Annotated in this window: 11 protein-coding genes; 6 read left to right on the top strand and 5 right to left on the bottom strand. The window is 56.4% G+C overall.

Features of this window, described 5'->3' with window-relative positions; translation table 11 throughout:
• The first annotated feature begins 21 nt into the window (after positions 1 to 21).
• The 3 genes from AC559G_RS10085 to AC559G_RS10075 all read left to right on the top strand — a co-directional run bounded on the left by AC559G_RS10085 (position 22) and on the right by AC559G_RS10075 (position 6,467).
• Positions 22 to 501, top strand: coding sequence for an Lrp/AsnC family transcriptional regulator (locus tag AC559G_RS10085; RefSeq protein WP_498912458.1), 480 nt, complete (start codon positions 22 to 24; stop codon positions 499 to 501).
• Positions 502 to 1,833: 1,332 nt separating this feature from the next.
• Positions 1,834 to 3,054, top strand: coding sequence for a hypothetical protein (locus AC559G_RS10080; protein WP_498912457.1), 1,221 nt, complete (start codon positions 1,834 to 1,836; stop codon positions 3,052 to 3,054).
• A gap of 23 nt (positions 3,055 to 3,077) precedes the next feature.
• Positions 3,078 to 6,467, top strand: coding sequence for a TIM-barrel domain-containing protein (locus AC559G_RS10075; protein ID WP_498912456.1), 3,390 nt, complete (start codon positions 3,078 to 3,080; stop codon positions 6,465 to 6,467).
• 113 nt (positions 6,468 to 6,580) lie between these two features.
• On the opposite strand, the gene AC559G_RS10070 is transcribed toward AC559G_RS10075, so the two are convergent.
• The 4 genes from AC559G_RS10070 to speB form a co-directional block, all read right to left on the bottom strand.
• A complete protein-coding gene (locus tag AC559G_RS10070; RefSeq protein ID WP_498912455.1) occupies positions 6,581 to 8,512 on the bottom strand; it encodes an oxidoreductase in 1,932 nt (643 codons plus the stop codon).
• Positions 8,513 to 9,082: 570 nt separating this feature from the next.
• Positions 9,083 to 10,618: an amino acid ABC transporter permease/ATP-binding protein gene (locus AC559G_RS10065; protein WP_498912454.1), complete on the bottom strand. Its 1,536-nt coding sequence runs from the start codon at positions 10,616 to 10,618 to the stop codon at positions 9,083 to 9,085.
• Between the two features lie 48 nt (positions 10,619 to 10,666).
• Positions 10,667 to 11,503, bottom strand: a complete 837-nt coding sequence (locus AC559G_RS10060) for a type 2 periplasmic-binding domain-containing protein (RefSeq protein WP_498912453.1) — start codon at positions 11,501 to 11,503, stop codon at positions 10,667 to 10,669.
• Between the two features lie 4 nt (positions 11,504 to 11,507).
• Entirely contained in the window at positions 11,508 to 12,512 is a 1,005-nt protein-coding gene (speB, locus tag AC559G_RS10055; protein ID WP_498912452.1) for an agmatinase, read from the bottom strand.
• A gap of 160 nt (positions 12,513 to 12,672) precedes the next feature.
• Between speB and AC559G_RS10050 the strand changes: the two genes are divergently transcribed.
• Positions 12,673 to 13,614, top strand: coding sequence for a LysR family transcriptional regulator (locus AC559G_RS10050; protein ID WP_462614970.1), 942 nt, complete (start codon positions 12,673 to 12,675; stop codon positions 13,612 to 13,614).
• On the opposite strand, the gene AC559G_RS10045 is transcribed toward AC559G_RS10050, so the two are convergent.
• Complete coding sequence (locus AC559G_RS10045; RefSeq protein WP_462614969.1) at positions 13,611 to 14,549, bottom strand: LysR family transcriptional regulator; 939 nt, start codon at positions 14,547 to 14,549, stop codon at positions 13,611 to 13,613. The two genes, AC559G_RS10050 and AC559G_RS10045, sit on opposite strands and share 4 nt — an antisense overlap.
• A 577-nt stretch (positions 14,550 to 15,126) precedes the next feature.
• On the opposite strand from AC559G_RS10045, the gene AC559G_RS10040 reads away from it, so the two are divergent.
• Complete coding sequence (locus tag AC559G_RS10040) at positions 15,127 to 16,623, top strand: aldehyde dehydrogenase (RefSeq protein WP_498912451.1); 1,497 nt, start codon at positions 15,127 to 15,129, stop codon at positions 16,621 to 16,623.
• A gap of 22 nt (positions 16,624 to 16,645) precedes the next feature.
• The gene (locus AC559G_RS10035; protein ID WP_498912450.1) at positions 16,646 to 18,031 is read left to right on the top strand and encodes a purine-cytosine permease family protein; all 1,386 of its coding nucleotides are present in this window, start codon (positions 16,646 to 16,648) and stop codon (positions 18,029 to 18,031) included.
• Positions 18,032 to 18,036 lie beyond the last annotated feature (5 nt).

Below are 18,036 nucleotides of genomic sequence, written 5' to 3'. Positions count from 1 at the left end.
ATCGCGAATAACAGGAACGTTATGCCAAACAGAAAGCTAAATCAGACAGACATTAAAATTCTCTCCCTGCTGCAGCAGGATGCGCGCATCACCAATCAGGCACTGGCCGAAACCATTGGTATGTCAGCATCCCCCTGCTGGCGTAAGGTGCGGCAACTGGAAGACGATGAAGTGATCCAGAGCTACCGAGCCGTGCTCGAGCGCCGCAAAATCGGCCTGGGCGTCATGGTGTTTGTTCGGGTCAGCATTGACAGCCATAGCGAAGCGGAAGCCAAACGCTTTGAGCAAGATGTGACCGATCTGGACGATGTGGTGGCCTGTTACAGCATCGGCGGCGATGCCGACTTTCTGCTGCAGGTGGTGGCACGGGATTTGGATTCCTACGCCGAATTTGCCATGGCCGTGATCCGGCGCCTGCCCGGCATCAAAGAGATGCAAAGCATGTTCGTGCTCAAAGAGATCAAGCCCTTCGCCGAGTTCCCGATTAAAAAACCGTTGTAACGTGCTGCGCTGTCGGAAAGCGGCGCTGTGCTCTGGCCCACGCCAGAGCTGCACCAAGCCAGTGTAAGCAACGTATTTACTCTGCGGCTTGAATTAATTTGAGTATATAATAATCCGCCACATGTTTATTCTACTGCCCTCTACGCCACGCCCGGCGAAAAAATAAATGTTAAATGCCATATCATTAATTTAAATTAAGCATGCATCTTGTTTTCAACTTTATTACCAAAACAAAAACAACGGTAACCATTTTTCTTTTAAATAAAACAAAAAAAAGTGTAGTGACAAAAAAACGGCAAAATTCGCCAGCAAAAAAGCCACAAGACTGGATATTGAGGGAAATTACCTCTATAACTAGGGATAATTATATTTGGAGATAGTGGGTACCGTGTTCCAATACAACGCAACTGTTTTAGCCAAGAACAGACAGCCCAGCGCTTGCAACTAAAGCGGCGGTGTACTGGTGCGGGAAACTGCTTAAAAATACCTTATGACCAAAAATCTTTTAACCATCCGTTATATGAAACAATTCTCTTCACCGCGCACTATTCGCGCTCACAGTCATCATGTTGGGCGCATTAACTCACCGTGACTATTTATTCCGCAACCCCATCATCATGAAGCAATTAGCCGGTATTAAACCATCGCCTATTGCTTTACATGAAGACGGCATAGTGGAATTAAATAGTTAGCCAGAGAATAACTTCGGTAATTTATTATTGCCGAATAATGACGGCGTGCAGTGTGATGATGCAATACTCCTTGCGGAATACGCGGTGCCGTGATTAAACCAGAATCGACTGTTTAATTTTAGCAGCCGATAGCCGCGCTGTGGGCTCTATACCCTTCATACTTCAAGTTGCAGGTGTGTTGGCTTTCCTCGCTCACCCCAGTCACTTACTTATGTAAGCTCCTGGGGATTCGCTGCGTTGCCGCCTGCCTGCAACTCGAATTATTTTGGGTATTTTCCTGAATACGTTCAGGATCCTTCCTGTGCGCTCTTCTCCGGCTCTTAATTCCATTTAACCTGGCATGGCTCCAGGCTATGTTTCATTGCGCCGCAAGGCGGATATTCGCGTACCCGCTCCTGTGGAATAAGGCGTTATTTGGCGACAATGGCCGACTTATTTTTAATGCTGATTATTGGCTGCCACCAACAATATCCATCAGAAACGCGGCCAGCAATCCAGCGCGGTAATGCATTCAATAATCATTACCGAAAATATTTCGCGCCCGGCCACTGCCGCCAAAAAGGCCACCCATTTCGTCTCTGCCTGCTTTGCCAGGCAGGGAAATAAGAATTTTTAAGCTCATAAATACTTAGAGGCAACGATGAAAACACACGTAAATAAACTCAAGGCAGAAAGGCAACCTTCAGCGCAGGGCGAGACGCGGCATTCGCTGTCACGGCGCAAATTCCTGATGTATGGCGGTTGCGTGGCCGGTTCAATGGCGCTGGTCGGCGGGCAGAAAGCGCTGGCGAACGGCGCCGCCGGCAAAGCCGCCCCGGCCCAATGCCCACCGGGCGTGATTAGCGCCGCGTGCCCTGCGGCAAACAACCCAGGCGATCCTGCCGCCAACCCGGCGGCCCCCGCAACCGTGACCAAAACACCGGGCGCCGGGGAGAATATCGTCTCGGAATACCCGTTTAATGGGGAGCAGATTCATGGGGTGATGGTCAGCAACCTGCATGAATTCAACACCACCGGCCTGTTTGCCCATCAGGCCAACGCCGACGTGATCTTGACCAACCTGGGGCCACAGGCCGTTTTCGTGGCCGCCACCGAACAGGTGAATAATAACCTGCTGCACGATAGCCCACTGCGCCGTGCCATCCCGCCGCTTCAAAGCGTAATTATCCGGGCCGGCGCCGTTATCACCACGGCGGATGCCTCCGCCAACGGCCTGATCTCGCTGATCCAGGTTCGCAGCACCCGCAATGTGGAATCGGGGATCTTTGGCAATAAAACCCAATGGGCCAAATATGCCTATCCGGCCGGGATGCCCGATCTGCCGCTGTGGATCTCAAACCAGCTCCATCTGGCCCACAAAATCCAGGTGAACCCCTGGCAGTTGGTCGGCCTGCCTGCGCCGGCGGGCAGCAAGGCGCTGCCTTACGAACTGTATGTCAACCTGTGGTGGCTGCCGGCCGGATCGGACGCCGGGATCCATGCGGCGCATGGCAGCAATCTGCTGGAAGTCCATACCCAACTGATCGGCTTTGGCCGCATGCAGAAATTTACCGATATGGCCAAGGCGCGTGCTGCCGTCACCAATAACCGCGCCGTTCAGCCCGAAGGCGGCATGTTCTCGCCGTTTGATACCGGCAAAGCCTTCCCTGAAATGTACGAAGAATTCCGGCTGGCGCCCGGCAATACTCACCTGCCGATGCCGCTGGTGACCGACTATGACGCCTGGAAAGGGGAATCCGACATTGCTAAAAACGCCAGCATGGACGATCCCTGCTTCTTCTACCCGCCCCATCAGTACTATGCCGACACCGACAGCATTTGGGTCGCCTTTGAATTTCACCGTTCAACGGACAACAACTGATCGCCAACAAGGACAGCATAGTAATGAAAAATAGAGAACTTCCCGCATCATGGCGCCCCTATAACACCTATGATTATGTGCCGGTCGAAGACTGGTCCGTGGGTAACGATATTGAACTGTATACGGTTTATTGGGACGGCAAACCCCACTCGCCCAACGGCTTCAATAACGACTGGACGCTCTACATCAACGCCAGGGCCAAAGCCAAGAACGGTGCGGAAAATAGCGAGCGCGATGTGTGCCTGGTGCTACAGGTGACGTCCTGCCAGAAAGATGCGTTCAGAGTGCGCTTCAACCCTGGTGCCGCCTCGTTCGCCGATTACCCGAACAAGGTGTACGGCCCAGTGGAGGTAGAACGGCTCATGCACATCCGTCAGCATGAGCAAGCGGCGGGCTATCAACCGATCCTGCGCTGGAACCGGCATGGCGCCAGCATCCAGTTGCACACGATCCAGGTCCAGTTTGTCCGGGCCGACGACGGGCTGCTTTCGATACAGGTTAAACGCCTGGCCGACGGCGCCGTCACCGATATCTCTTCCGGCCCGCTGTGCCACGCCAGCCCGGAAGTCGGCACCGTGGTGAACATGAAACGCAAAGCGGAACATGCCACCCATTACTTCGGCTTGGGCGAGATCCTCAGCTACAACCTGACGGGCAGACACAACCCCGCCACCGGCAGCACCCAACAGGACTGCTATGGTTACAAGGGCTGTGCGCGGCTCGATCACAGCGGCTCGCAGGTCACCTGCTACAACTACGACAACCTGTGGTACAACCAGCCGGAAGTTTTCCCACAGAGCGTGCCTTATAAAGACGCGTTCAAGGCGACCTCCTGCGTGCCGATGTACCTCAACGCGCCGTTTTACATCGAAAAATCCACGCTCAACGGCAGCAAACAGTTTCTCGGCGTGTTCCTGGACAACACCGGGCAGAGCTATTTCTCGCTCAAAAGCGCGCTGCGCGACGCCGCGGCGGTGGAAGCCGGCGTGCAGCACGGTGAGTTCGATGGCCACTATATGTTCGCCGCCCAGGCGGCCAACGTGCTGGATGCCTTTACCTATCTGATGGGGCAAGGGGATCTGGCGGCAGGCAAACACCAACTGAACGATCGCTCCGTCATGCCGCCGAAGTACATCTTCGGTTACTTCCAGGCCAAATACGGCAGCCTTGGCCTGCTGCGCCCGCAGAACGAAAAAGATCCGAATAAAGTCTACATTGAGGATCTTGTGAAAGGCCACCGCGACGCAGAGATCCCGATCGAGGGTCTGGGTGTGGACATCGACGTGCAGGAAGACAAAAAAGTCTTCACCATCAAAGACAGCTTCTGGTCGAGCGGTAAGGTCGATCAGGGGATCTCGGTGTTTGACTGGATCACCCAATTTGATCTGCAGTGCCAGACCAATATCACGCCGTTTATCCGCGCCGATAAAGTGGCCTACGATCCGACCAACAGCGGTAAAAAACAGTACGGCACCGCCGAGGGCCTGATCCGCAACGGCTACTGCGTGCAGAACGAAGGTGAAGCCAACCTGCGCAAATTCCGCGGCCCCCGGCGTGAAAGCGACTATCCCGGCTTGAGCTACAGCCGGATCGGCGAAACCAACTACCCGGATCAAAACCTGCTGGTGCTGGATTACGGGATCAACGTGCAAACCGGCGAACGCGACATGATCGGCTCGGTCGTGACCGATTACGGTAACCCGGCGGCCGCCCGCTTCTGGGGCGATCAGTACGCCTATCTGTTTAAAAACGGGTTGGGCTTCGTCTGGCAGGATATGACGGTGCCGGATGCCATGCCGCACGTCGAAGACGGCAAAAACTTCGCCGACACCGAATCGCCGCGCAACCAGTTTGGCTGGTCGCTGACCGGGGAAGCGCCGAGCGACGACCGCCGCCGCACCAACACCTTCAACTGGCGCAGCTATCACGGCCAGCTGCACCTGACCGATCCGCGCTTTGGCGACGGCCGCAAAACCCCGTTTGTCGAGCTGCGCAACTTCCATGCCTACATGTTGGCGCGTGCGTCCTACGAGCACGGCCTGATAGCGCATGAAGAGACATTAAAGGGCTATAAACGCAGCTATATCATCTGCCGCAGCGGCTATCCCGGCCTGCAGCATTATGCCGGCCACTGGATCGGCGATAACGCCTCCACCTGGCACCACCTGCAGGCCACCGTCCCGCTGGTGCTTAACCTGGGTATGTCCGGCCTGCCGATCGCCGGGGCGGACGTCGGCGGCTTTGCGCCCGGCGAAGCGCCGGCCGATCCGGCCAGCACCTTCTACGGCGACAAAAACTACCGCAACCATAACCCGATGGTTTATGACCGCCTGGTATTAGGGCCGGAGGATGTGGATATCGGCGCCATTTGCGAGCCGGAGCTGATGACGCGTTGGGTGCAGGCCGCCTGTCTCCAGCCCTGGATGCGCAACCACTATGACGCGATGAAAGCCTATCAGGAGATTTATCATTACACGTCCGCAGCCACGGCGAACGGTGAAACCTTCAGCAGCATCATGACGGCCTTTATCCGCTTCCGCGTGCGCTGGCACCATCTGCTGTACGATGCGATGTATCAAAACACGCAGACCGGCGCTCCGCTAATCAAAGCCATGTGTCTGTGGCAGGGCGACGATGCGATCTTCAGCGATGCCCAACGCGATATTCTGGCGACCCAGTTCTTTATCGACAGCACGGTGCTGGTCGCGCCGATCATGACCAGCAGCCCGGCCGGCGAGGAAAAACACTATACGGCGGAAAAAGCGGTTTATTTCCCGCATGGCGAACAGGGGCAGGTAATCAACTGGTACCGCTACAACGTGATGGAAGACCGCGTGGATATCGCCCACCCGATCGCCAGCGGGCAACGGCTGAAAATCACCGCCGACATCACCAGCCTGCCGGTGTTTATCCGCGAAGGCGCCATCATTCCTGAACGGCATACGCAGGCAAATTTGCAGGCCGCCTTCAAGAATATTCAGGTGCTGGATAAGTATAAGCAGCCGTTGGTGCTCTCGGTATATCCGCTGGGCAATGCAACCGAAAGCCGCTACCAGCTCTATTGGGATGACGGTGGCGTAACCCGCAACGCAGAACGCGACGGGGCGTTCTCGGTGATTGATGTCCGTCAGGCCGCCACGGGGGAAGGCTCGCGCACCCTCACCATTGCGCCGCAGAAGTATGACTATCCGCTGTACGACTTTATCTATTTCCGCATTCGTGCAAATGATAGCGCCGTGCGTAACATCAGCGTGGGGAAATCCAGGATCGCCCTCCATATGGCTTCGGTTGAAGCGCTGTTCCAGCATCAGGGCGAAGCGATGCATATCGACGCAAGCGGCAGCATCTGGCTAAAAGCCCGTACCGCAAAACTGGCGTTGGATACGCCTTTGGTGGTGAAAATCAACGCCTAAGCGCCGGCCGTTAGCCCTATTACGGCAAGCAAAAAGCACAATGCCGGCCAGGTTTCCCTGGCCGGCATTTTTTATCAGCGTGAATGCTATGCGCGTACGGCGCAGGCGCTCGCTTAAGCGAGCGCCATACCGGCATCAAAACCTTCGCGCGCCGCAATCAGTGCATTACTGGTTTTCACCGCGCCGCCGATCACAATCGGCGCATCAACCACATCGCGCAGTTCTTCCGCCAACGTATTCACCGGCCGATAACCCAACGCAACCACCACGGTATCGGCAGCCAGCGTGAACTGCCCGTCGGCATTTTCCAACACCACCTGACCTTCTTCGATCTCGCAGAGCTTGGTATTGACGAACTGCTTCACATTATATTCGTTCAGCAGCGCCATCAGGTGCAGCTTACTGACGCCGTCCAGTTCCTGCAGCAGCCGATCGCGCATTTCCACCACGGCAACTTCTTTCTGTTGCATCGCCAGGTGCGCTGCGGTTTCGCCCCCCACTTCACCGCCGCCGGCAATCACGACACGTTTACCGGTGGTGACATTCCCCAACAACACGTCTTCGGCCAACACCACGTGAGATTGTTTGATGCCCTTAATCGGCGGCACCGAAGGCTCGCCGCCGGTCGCGACGATCACCGAATCCGGCTGGTTTTGCACCACGATCTCTTTAGTCAGTGGGGTGTTGAAGCGGATCTCAACATTCAGTTTTTCCAGTTCACGCGCCAACCAGGCGGTGTAGGTCGCCAATTCGCCCTTGCCCGGCGGGAATGCGGCGGAGCGGAACTGCCCGCCCAGATGGCCGGTTTTTTCAAACAGCGTCACCTTGTGGCCACGCATCGCGGCAACGCGTGCGGTTTCCAGCCCGGCAGGGCCGGCGCCGGCGATAAATACACGTTTCGGCTGCGCCACTTTGCTGTAATCCAGCGAGCCTTCGCGCGCCAGCGAAGGGTTCACCAGGCAGGTGAACGGCACGCCGAGCGGCAAACTGGCCAAGCAACCCTGCATGCAGCCAATGCAATAGCGGATCGACGCCAGATCGCCGGCTTTGGCTTTGTTCGGCAGGTGTGGATCGGCCAGTGAACCCCGCCCCATGGCGATGAAATCAGCTTTGCCCAACGCCAGCACGTTGTCGGCCATGCGCGGATCGTTAATGCGGTTGACGGTAATCACCGGCATCTTGATGGTTTTCTTCAGCTCTTCGGCAAACGAGACGGCCCAGGCGTGGCCGACATACATCGGCGGCACGGTGCAGGATTTGTTGTGCTCGCCGTACACCCCCATGGTGACGTGCAGCGCATCAACGCCCCAGTCATCAAAGATTTGCGCCAGCACGCGGGATTCCGAGATATCGCGCCCGCCGACAAAACCTTCATCCGCAGAAAGGCGAATGGTGACCGGATAATCGTCGCCTACTTCGCGGCGCACCGTTTGATAAATTTCCTGCAGGAAGCGAATGCGGCCATCCAGACTACCGCCATATTTATCGGTTCGTTTATTGGCGTAAGGGGATAAAAATTCCGCAATCAAATAACCATGCCCGGCGTGAATTTCCACCCCGTCAAAGCCGGCTTGTTTTACCCGGCGAGCGCAATCGCCAAACTCTTTGACGATTTGCTGAATTTCCTCAATGTTTAATTCTCGTGGCATTTCTTGCAATGCCGGGCAGGGAATAGCCGAAGGCGCCACCGGTTGAACACCGCCATTCAACTGGCTGGATGTTTGCCGACCGGCATGATAAATCTGCGCAAATATTTTACTGTCATATTTATGGATGGTGTCTGTTAATTTTTTATGGCTGGGAATTTGCTCATCGCGCCAAAGACCGCCAATATATTTACATCCCATCGCATTTTCATTAACAGCGTAGTTCTCTGTAATAATTAACCCCCAACCCCCTTTTGCTTTTTCTTCATGGTAAGCGATATAGCGGTCCGTAGCAGTACCATCACTGTTGCAGAGGTCGGTTACCATGGCCGGGACAACCAGTCTGTTAGGAATAACACATTGGTTAATTTTCTCGGGTTGAAACAATTTTTTAAACATATTTTTATATGTCCTGCTAATAAAAAACAAAAGAGATTATTCGAATAGCATAGGAATGGCGTTCGAATATATCACTCGCGGATTTAATTATAGTAATTAATATCATCATTGGCTAACTCCTGCATGTGAAATCGCAGAGTAAATAGTCGTAAGCAGGAAAGTTACACACTGGCAGCGTGATTATCACAGGAAATTAATAATATATCCCGTCGGGGATCTAAATAATACCCATTTATACCCTTCATACTTCAAGTCGCAGGTGCGTTGGCTTTCCTCGTTCACCCCAGTCACTTACTCAAGTAAGCTCCTGGGGATTCACTGCGTTGCCGCCTTCCTGCAACTCGAATTATTTTGGGTATACCTGATTTATTTGTTGGTGGTCACCCCACACGCCGCCGGTGATTTATGGAAATACGATATCTAGCCAAATGAAAATACGGGAACGTTTCCAGGCGGGAAATAATCGCCTTGCGGCGGTAAAAATAAGCGGCACTATTCGGGTTGAAATAAAACGCCGCGCGCGCCTTTATTTGGCAAGCGCGGCGGCGTTTTTATGGCGTTAAGCAGCACTCAGACCACTGCGCTCTCCACCACCCCCATAAACTGGCGAATACGCTGCAACGCCGGCTCGGCTTCGCCGCTGCGGATCGCCGCCGGGGAAGCATCCGCCTGGATGATACCCTGCTCCATCAGCACCACCCGATCGGAAATCGCCAGCGCGAAGTCCATTTCATGGGTAACGATCAGCATGGTCATGCCTTCACGGGCCAGATCGCCGATGACCTTCAGCACCTCGCCCACCAGCTCCGGATCCAGCGCCGAGGTTGGCTCATCGAACAACATGATATCCGGTGACAACGCTAACGCCCGGGCGATAGCCACCCGCTGCTGTTGGCCGCCGGAGAGCTGATGGGGATACTTTTCGGCGTGAGCCAGCAGCCCGACCTTATCCAGCAGGTACAGCGCCTGCGCACGCCGTTCCGCCTCATCCGCCGGCTGGCGATGATAGCGGGTGGCCAGCATCACATTCTGCAAAATAGTGCGGTGTGGGAACAGGTTAAAGCTCTGGAACACCATGCCAATACGGCGAATGCCGCTGCGCATCGCCGCGCTTTCCCGCTGGGCACCGGCGGCGATGTAGCTTTCGCCAAACAGGATGATCTCGCCCTGATCCAGTGTCTCCAGGCCGTTGACGGTGCGGATCAACGACGTTTTGCCGGATCCTGACGGGCCGATAATACTGATCACTTCACCCGGCGCCACGGCCAGTTGGATCCCTTTCAGCACATGGTGCGCACCATACGCTTTGTGGATATTTTTCATCAACAATGCCGACGGTTCGCCGGGGCGCTGAGCCGGCGGCCGCAGCGGCAACGGTTGGGCCGCCTCACGCAGCACCGCCAGCGCCGGCTCGGCCAGCGTCTGCGGCCGGCGCGCCTGCACATTGACATGGCGCTCAATCTGCTGGAACAGCACGCTAAACACCGACACGATCAGCACGTAATACACCGCGACAGCCGCCAGCGTTTCCATCACCAAGAAGTTCTGGGCATACAGGCGCTGGCCGGTCATCAACAGTTCCGGCAGGGAGATCACCGAGATCAACGAGGTTTGTTTAACGATGGTGATAAATTCATTCACCAGCGCCGGCAGCGCAATGCGCAGCGCCTGCGGGATGATCACCAGCCGCTGCACGCCGAGAAAACGTATCCCCAACGCATGGCCCGCCTCATGTTGGCCCTTGGCCACGGAAAGCAAGCCGCCGCGGTGAATCTCCGCCATGTAGGCCGTTTCCGCCAGCACGGTCGCCACCAGCCCGGCGATAAAGGCGTTGCCCAGCAAGCCGCCGGCGGCCGGGAACATCTGCGGCAGGTTATAGATAAACACCACCAGCACCAGTAACGGCACGCTGCGAAACAGCCAGATATACACCTGGCTGGCACCGCGCAGCCAGGCCGGCCTGGCCTGGCGGGCGCTGGCAACGATAAACCCCAGCACCAGGCTAATCAGCCAGCTCAGCACGCTCAGCTCCACCACAGTGGCGCTGGCCTGCCAGAAGGCGCTCAGAGAAAACAAAGAAACGAAATAGGCCCAGTCAAACATCATCACAATATCCACACTCACTTTCGCAGCCGAACACCATCTGGCGGCGCATTACCGCGTCGCGGTATCGGTAATCCCATAGGGCTGATATTTGGCTAGCAACGCAGCGTATTCGCCGTTGTCACGAATAGTCTGCAGCGCCGTTTTCAACCCGCCCAGCAGGGCCTGATTGCCCTTTTTGACGTAAATGCCCAGCGTCTGTGGATAGATAATCGCAGGCGAACTGATGGCTGCCCGCCCACGGCTACGCTCCACGAACATGCGCGCGGCGCCGGCCATATCCACCTGTGCCTGGATGTGGCCGGCCAACAGCGCCTGCAGCGTTTCCGGTGCGGTGGGGTACTCTTTCACGGCGATCGCCGCTTTGCCGTTGGCCAGGCAATAATCACTGGAAAGATCCTGCAGTTGCTTCACCCATGCCGTGCCCTGTTGCAAGCCAACGGTCAGGCCGCACAGCGCTTTTTCGTCTTTCGGCTTCGCGGCGCTATCGCTGCGCACCAGAATATAGGCGCCGGTATCAGCATACGGGATGGCATCGGCCTGGGCGGTGCGTTCCGCCGTCACGTACAGGGCAGAGATCACCGCGTCATGGCGGGCGGCATTCAGCCCCAAGATCAGGCCGGAAAACTGCGTATCGGCCAGCGCCAGGCGGGTGCCCAGATGCTTGCTCAACAACGCCGCCAGCTCGGCATCAAAGCCCACCACTTTGTCATCCTGCCAGGATTCAAACGGCGGATAGGCCACTTCAATGCCCACCTTCAGCACGCCCGGCGTCAGCGTCGGGACCGTTTCGGCGGCCAGCGCCGGCTGTGCGCTCAGGCTGCCCAGCAGCAAGGAAAGTAATGCGGTGCCACGCAGGCTGCGCCGTGCGGTAATGGGTAATTTCATGGTGTTACTCCTGCAAAACGGAAGAGGAAATACGCCGGTGGTAAGCGCCGGCAAGCTGGCAAAGCAGTTCGAACATCATGGTGGCGCCGGTCAGGCTGGTCAGGTTGCCCTGATCGAACGGCGGCGAAACCTCCACCACATCCGCGCCGATCAGGTTCAGGCCGGCCAGGTGGCGCAGGCATTGCTGCCCTTGCAGCGACGTCAGGCCGCCGATTTCCGGCGTGCCGGTACCGGGGGCAAAGGCCGGATCAAGCACGTCGATATCAAAACTGACGTAGGTCGGCGCACTACCGACGATCTGCCGCGCACGCGCCATCACCGCGTCAATCCCCTCATGAGCAACCTGCTCCATCGGGATCACGGTGATACCGCTTTCAGCCGCAAAAGCGCCGTCGTCCGCAGCGTACAGCGAACCACGAATGCCGATCTGCACCGTGCGTGCAGGATCCAAAACCCCTTCTTCGATCGCCCGGCGGAACGGCGTGCCATGGGTGAAACGCTGCCCGCCAAAGTAGCTATCGTTGGTATCGGAATGGGCATCGAAATGGATCATGCCCACGGGCTGGGCGCGCCCCAATGCGCGCAGGATCGGCAAGCTGGTGAGATGATCGCCACCGGCGGTGAGCGGTAGAGTTTGTTGTGCCACCAGCTCCTGATAAAAGGCGTCGATACGCGCCAGGCTATCCATCACGTCGATCGGGTTCACCGGCACATCGCCGATGTCGCCGATACGCGCCAGATCGTAGGGAGAAAGCAGGCTGACCGGGTGAACGCGGCGTATCAGGCTGGAAGCGTTACGCAGCTCGCGCGGCCCGTGGCGGGTGCCAGCACGGTTGGTGGTGCCGCCATCCCAGGGCACGCCCACCAGCGCGATATCCAAGGTATCCGCCTTGGCGCCTACCGGCAGGCGGAAAAATGTTGGCAGCCCGGCATAGCGCGGTATCTCATCCGCGCTTTGCGGCTGCGGATTCTCCTCGCCGCGCCGGGGGTGGTAATCACGTGTCGCCATTGCAAAACTCTCCCATCTGCGCCATCGCCAGGCGGGAATAGGCCCGGCGTACATAGGGAAATAGTGCAGTAGACGGCGCGTGGGGAAAAATAGCAGAATAGAAAAAATCAGTTCAGTTATTCCTGAAGTAAATTTTTCTTATACGAATAAAAAGGCACTGATGTTTATGGGAAAAATACCTAACCTAAGATTGCTGTATATTTTCGCCACCGTGGCCAAACATCAGGGTTACGCCCGCGCCCAGCAAGAGCTGAACCTGACGGCTTCCGCCATCAGTAATTACATGAGCGAGCTGGAGGAAAAGCTGGGCTTTGTGCTGTGCACGCGTGGCCGCGGCGGCTTCGCTCTCACCCCGAAAGGGGATGCCTTTTTGCAGCAAAGCCTGAACCTGCTGCACAACCTGGAAGACTTTGAACGCTATACGGATTCCCTCAAGGGGGAACAGGGCGGTATTCTGCGCTTGGGCGTGATCGATTCCACCGTCACCGATCCGATGTTGCCGATCGCCGGCGCCATCGCCAGCTTCAGCGATCGCTTCCCGCTGGTGCACATCAACCTGCAGATAAAAAGCCCGCACGCGCTGCTGCAAGGCATTTTAGACAATGAACTGGATGTGGCGGTGGGCACTTTCCCGCTGCAAAGCAACAGCGTGATTAACCACCCGCTGTACCGTGAACAGCATTGGCTGTACTGCAGCGATCAGCATGAACTGTTTGATATTCGCCACCCGAAAGTGGCGCATATTGCCCAGATGAAAATGGTGACGCGCAGCTACTGGAGCCCTTCCGATCTTGGCCGGCGCGGCTTCAAGCAAAGCACCGCAACAGTAGAGAGTATGGAAGCACAGCTGCTGCTGATCCTGTCCGGGAAATATATCGGCTACCTGCCGGAGCACTATGCGCTGCCCTGGGTGGAAAAGCGACGGCTGCGCGCCATGTTGCCCACCGATTACGGTTACCAGGCGCCGTTTTCGCTGATTTTCCGCCGCGGGCGCAGCAAAGAGATCCTAATCCGCACCATCCGCGATCTGTTGCGCACTGCGTCGAAAAACCGCAAGGCGTATAGGCTACCCACGCCAAAACGGCGCAAGGAGAAATCTTAAGCCACCTTCCCCGGCGGAATATCCATTTCGCCCGGCATTAGCAATTGCTCTTTGCAATAGTCGGCAAAAAGCTGCGCCGGTTTGGTCATCGGATTGTGGCGCAGCGCTGCCAGCACCAATTGCGAGCCAGTAATTTCTCCCTGCACTTCGACCATCGCCACTTGCTTGCCATCATAGGTGATGGGGGTAAAAGGCCGGGTGACCAGCAAAGAAAAACCAAAGCCCTGCCCGACCATACAGCGCACCATTTCAATCGACGGCGAGCTGTAGGCAATCTTCGGCATCAGCCCCTTCTCGCGGAAAATATTCACGAAATAGTCGCGGCTGGGCACCACGTCCAGCAGGATCATCGGTTCACGGCTCAGTTCATCAAGCGTGACCGAACTGCGTTGCGCCAATGGGTGGCCAATGGGCAGCAGCGCATAAGGCTTGGACGGTGCGTTCAGCATCTCGGTGGCGATGCCGTCGTCCAGATCGTGGCGGTAGAGGATCGCCAGATCAAAACGCCCGCTGTGCAACCCCTGAACCAGCTCATTTTGTTCACCATCATGGATCTGCACCTCGATGCCCGGATGGCGCCGCTGGAAACCGCGCATCATTTGCGGCAGAAATACCGGCGCCGCGGTTTCAAAGCAGCCAACGGAAATTTTACCCGCGACGACGTCGTTATCGGCCATTGCGTTTTGCTCAAACGCCCACGACTGGCGCAGCAGTTCGCGGGCTTTGTAATAGAAACGCTTGCCGCTGGACGTCAGGGAAACCCCCTGGGCATGGTGGCGGATAAACAGCTGAATACCGAAGCTGTCCTCCAGATTTTTAACCGCAGTGGAGATGGATGGCTGGGCGATGTGCAGCTGGCGCGAAGCCTCGGCGATACTTTTGGTTTCCACCACGGTCGTGAAATACTTTAATTGACGCAGAGTGAAATGAGCCATGTCTTACTACCTCGATAAAAAAACACGTCTTTTTATTGTTCTAAATACAAAAAAGCGATGGTGCAGAACTTAAGCAACTCCCATGCCAGCAAACCGAGGGCTGTCTGGGCATCTCCCGCCGCAACGGCCGGAATTGAAGGAATAACAATGGCATTTCATGCTGCAAAATAGTAAAGGGATTTAGCTTGTGGTTATTTATTTACGTTGATTGTTAAGAAATATCGCACCGATATGAGGCAAAACAACCTTTTCAATATAACCAATTGAAAATTAATCATTAATAAGGCCAGCATCGCGTTGGCTGCCGCCCAGAGAGAGGCCTATGCCCATCAGCTTTGGCGCGCCTTGGTGCCACCATCAGCGCTAATACCCTGTTATTTATCTGATTTATCCACCCAAGAAAAAAAAGATAAACCAGGCAGCAAAAAACTGGCCTTGCACCATTACCCCGCTGGCGATGGCCCGTGGTGCGTGCACTGCTTTTTATTATCCAGTGGCGATATTTTTCATTATTTCGCCCCAGAGAGCGCTGATGCATATTTTTTCCCACATTCTATCGATCGCTGTGGGAGTAAAAATGCCTGACGATACCACCAGCACCTGGTGCCAACGCGCCACCGATTTGGCTCTGCCCACCGGCGCTTTTATTAACGGTGAATTTTCTGCTGCGGCCGAAGGCAACACGCTGCCCTGTATCAACCCGGCCACCGGACAACTGCTGGCGCACGTTGCCGCCTGCGATGCGACGGACGTCGATCGGGCAGTGCACGTCGCCCGCCAGCGCGTGGCCGAAGGGGTATGGGCGCAGCGCTCCCCCAAGGCACGCAAGGCCGTATTGTTAAAACTCTCAGCGCTGATACTCCAGCACCAAAACGAATTGGCGCTGATGGAATCACTCAGCATGGGTAAACCGATCGGTGATGCGCTGCATGCTGATGTCCTTGGTGCAGCCAACGTCTTTGCCTGGTATGCCGAAACGTTGGACAAACATTATGACCAAATTGCCCCAACCGACAGTTGCGCACTGGCGACCATCACGCGCGAACCGCTGGGTGTGGTAGCCGCGGTAGTACCCTGGAATTTCCCCTTGGATATTGCCGCTTGGAAAACCGCACCCGCGCTGGCGATGGGCAACAGCGTGATCTTAAAACCGGCAGAGCAAACCCCGTTCAGCGCCCTGTTGTTAGCCAGGCTAGCCGTTGAAGCCGGGATCCCGCCGGGCGTATTCAACGTACTACCCGGGCGTGGCGAGATAACCGGTAAGGCTCTGGGGCTGCACCCTGACATTGACGCGCTGGCTTTTACCGGTTCGACAGAAGTGGGCAAATACTTCATGAGCTACTCCGCCCAGTCAAACCTGAAGCCGGTGTGGTTAGAATGCGGCGGCAAAAGCGCCAACCTGGTGTTCGCCGACTGCGCCAACCTGCCGTTAGCGGCGGAAAAAGCCGCCCAGGGCGTCTTCTACAACCAAGGGGAAGTTTGTTCCGCCAACTCGCGCCTGTTGGTGCAAAGCAGCATCTATGAAACCTTCCTCACCGAACTGCAGGCATGCGTCAGCCGCTGGCAGCCGGGCGATCCACTCGATCCCGCCAGTAGCAACGGCGCGATGGTCGATCGCCAGCACGGCGATCGGGTAATGGCGGCAATTGAAGCCGCACGCGCAGAGGGCGCGCATTGCCTGTTAGGCGGCGGCCGCGTCACCATTAACGGCTGCGACAACTTTATCCAACCCACCATTTTTACCCACGTCACCCCCGCCATGGCGATCGCCCGTGAAGAGATTTTCGGCCCAGTGCTGACGGTACAGGCCTTTGACGATGAGGCACAGGCGATAGCGCTGGCCAATGATTCGTGCTACGGGCTGGCCGCTTCGGTTTGGACCGGCGATTTCACTCGCGCCCGTCGCGTGGCGGCACAGCTTAATGCCGGAACGGTATCAGTTAATACCGTCGATGCCCTGGACGTAACGTTGCCCTTTGGCGGCAACAAGCAATCCGGCTTTGGCCGCGATCTGTCGCTCTATGCCTTGCAGCAGTACAGCAAATTAAAAACAACCTGGTACCAGTTCGACTAACCCGGTTATAACGGAGACAATTATGCAACCTGCACCTTCGCAAACGGCGACTACGGTGGAATTCAATACCATCCAGCCCATTAGCAGCAGTGAACGCCACGGCAAAGTCAGCGATCTGTTCACCATCTGGTTTGGCTCCAATATTATGTTACTGACGGTGATCACCGGTTCACTGGCCGTCACCATTTTCCAGCTTTCATTTTTGGGTGCCGCCGCTGCCATCGTCGTAGGCAACCTGATCGGGGCGGTGTTTATGGCCCTGCACTCCGCGCAGGGGCCGCAACTGGGCGTGCCACAAATGGTACAAACCCGCGGTCAGTTCGGTTCCTGGGGCGCGTTGCTGGTAGTCGCATTGGTGGTGGTGATGTATCTGGGGTTTTTCGCCTCCAACCTGGTACTCGGTGGGCAGGCGCTGCACACCGTTTGGCAACCGATCAGCACCAACCAAGGCATTTGGCTGGTCGGGGTGCTCAGCGTATTGGCAACCGCATTCGGCTACCGTTTGATCCACGCCTATGCGCGCGTTATGTCCTGGATTTCCGGCATAATGATGCTGTTGGCTTTTGGCTGGATCCTGTTCGTACACGGCCTGCCGGCAGATTTCCTGACGCGTAACCACAGTACGCTGCCCGGCTTCCTCGGCACTATGTCAATCGCCGCGCTATGGCAACTGGCCTATGCACCTTATGTCTCTGATTACTCGCGCTATATGCCGGTGGGCGTTAACCACCGCCAGGTGTTCTGGGCCAGCTACTGGGGCTGCACGCTGGGATCGATCTTCCCGATGCTCCTCGGTGTGATAGTGGCCCTTGCCGTTGGCCACAGCGATACAATCATTGGCATCGCCACCATGACCGGCAGTTCCAGCAGCGCAATCATCATCAGTTTCTCTCTGGGGATTGCCGCCACTAATGCCATGAATCTGTATTGCGGCACACTGTCCGTGTTGACCATCGGTCAAACGTTGCTGCCCAAGTGGTCGCCGCGCGCCAGCGCCCGGGTGATCACGGCATTGGTAATGTTCCTTATCTCGCTGTTGCTGGCGCTGTTTGGCCAGGAAAACTTCTTGACCAACTACACCAACTTCATCCTGCTGCTGCTCTATGTGCTTATCCCCTGGACCGCCATCAATCTGGTGGATTACTACCTGATAGCCCACGGCAGCTATGACATTCCTTCTTTCTTCCGGCGTGATGGCGGTATCTACGGTTACTTCAACCAACGGGCGATAACGTGCTACCTGCTGGGCATTGTGGTGCAGATCCCGTTTATTTCGACCGATCTGTACACCGGTTACTTCGCCAGCGCGATGGGGGGTGCCGATATCGCCTGGATTATCGGGTTGTTGGTCGTGTGCCCGGTCTATTACCTGATCAGTCCGAAAAAACCGGCACCGAGCCTGGCTTAAGCGAT

The organism is Gibbsiella greigii (assembly GCF_039540155.1).
GTDB lineage: Bacteria > Pseudomonadota > Gammaproteobacteria > Enterobacterales > Enterobacteriaceae > Gibbsiella > Gibbsiella quercinecans.
The sequence above is the reverse complement of the archived record's forward strand: the minus strand, read 5'-3'. Positions and strand labels throughout refer to the sequence as shown.

What these genes read in the sequence shown, in the direction of transcription:
- AC559G_RS10085 (WP_498912458.1), top strand. Translation starts at nt 22, where the DNA reads ATGCCAAACAGAAAGCTAAATCAGACAGACATTAAAATTCTCTCCCTG.
- AC559G_RS10080 (WP_498912457.1), top strand. Translation starts at nt 1,834, where the DNA reads ATGAAAACACACGTAAATAAACTCAAGGCAGAAAGGCAACCTTCAGCG.
- AC559G_RS10075 (WP_498912456.1), top strand. Translation starts at nt 3,078, where the DNA reads ATGAAAAATAGAGAACTTCCCGCATCATGGCGCCCCTATAACACCTAT.
- AC559G_RS10070 (WP_498912455.1), bottom strand. Translation starts at nt 8,512, where the DNA reads ATGTTTAAAAAATTGTTTCAACCCGAGAAAATTAACCAATGTGTTATT.
- AC559G_RS10065 (WP_498912454.1), bottom strand. Translation starts at nt 10,618, where the DNA reads ATGATGTTTGACTGGGCCTATTTCGTTTCTTTGTTTTCTCTGAGCGCC.
- AC559G_RS10060 (WP_498912453.1), bottom strand. Translation starts at nt 11,503, where the DNA reads ATGAAATTACCCATTACCGCACGGCGCAGCCTGCGTGGCACCGCATTA.
- speB (WP_498912452.1), bottom strand. Translation starts at nt 12,512, where the DNA reads ATGGCGACACGTGATTACCACCCCCGGCGCGGCGAGGAGAATCCGCAG.
- AC559G_RS10050 (WP_462614970.1), top strand. Translation starts at nt 12,673, where the DNA reads ATGTTTATGGGAAAAATACCTAACCTAAGATTGCTGTATATTTTCGCC.
- AC559G_RS10045 (WP_462614969.1), bottom strand. Translation starts at nt 14,549, where the DNA reads ATGGCTCATTTCACTCTGCGTCAATTAAAGTATTTCACGACCGTGGTG.
- AC559G_RS10040 (WP_498912451.1), top strand. Translation starts at nt 15,127, where the DNA reads ATGCCTGACGATACCACCAGCACCTGGTGCCAACGCGCCACCGATTTG.
- AC559G_RS10035 (WP_498912450.1), top strand. Translation starts at nt 16,646, where the DNA reads ATGCAACCTGCACCTTCGCAAACGGCGACTACGGTGGAATTCAATACC.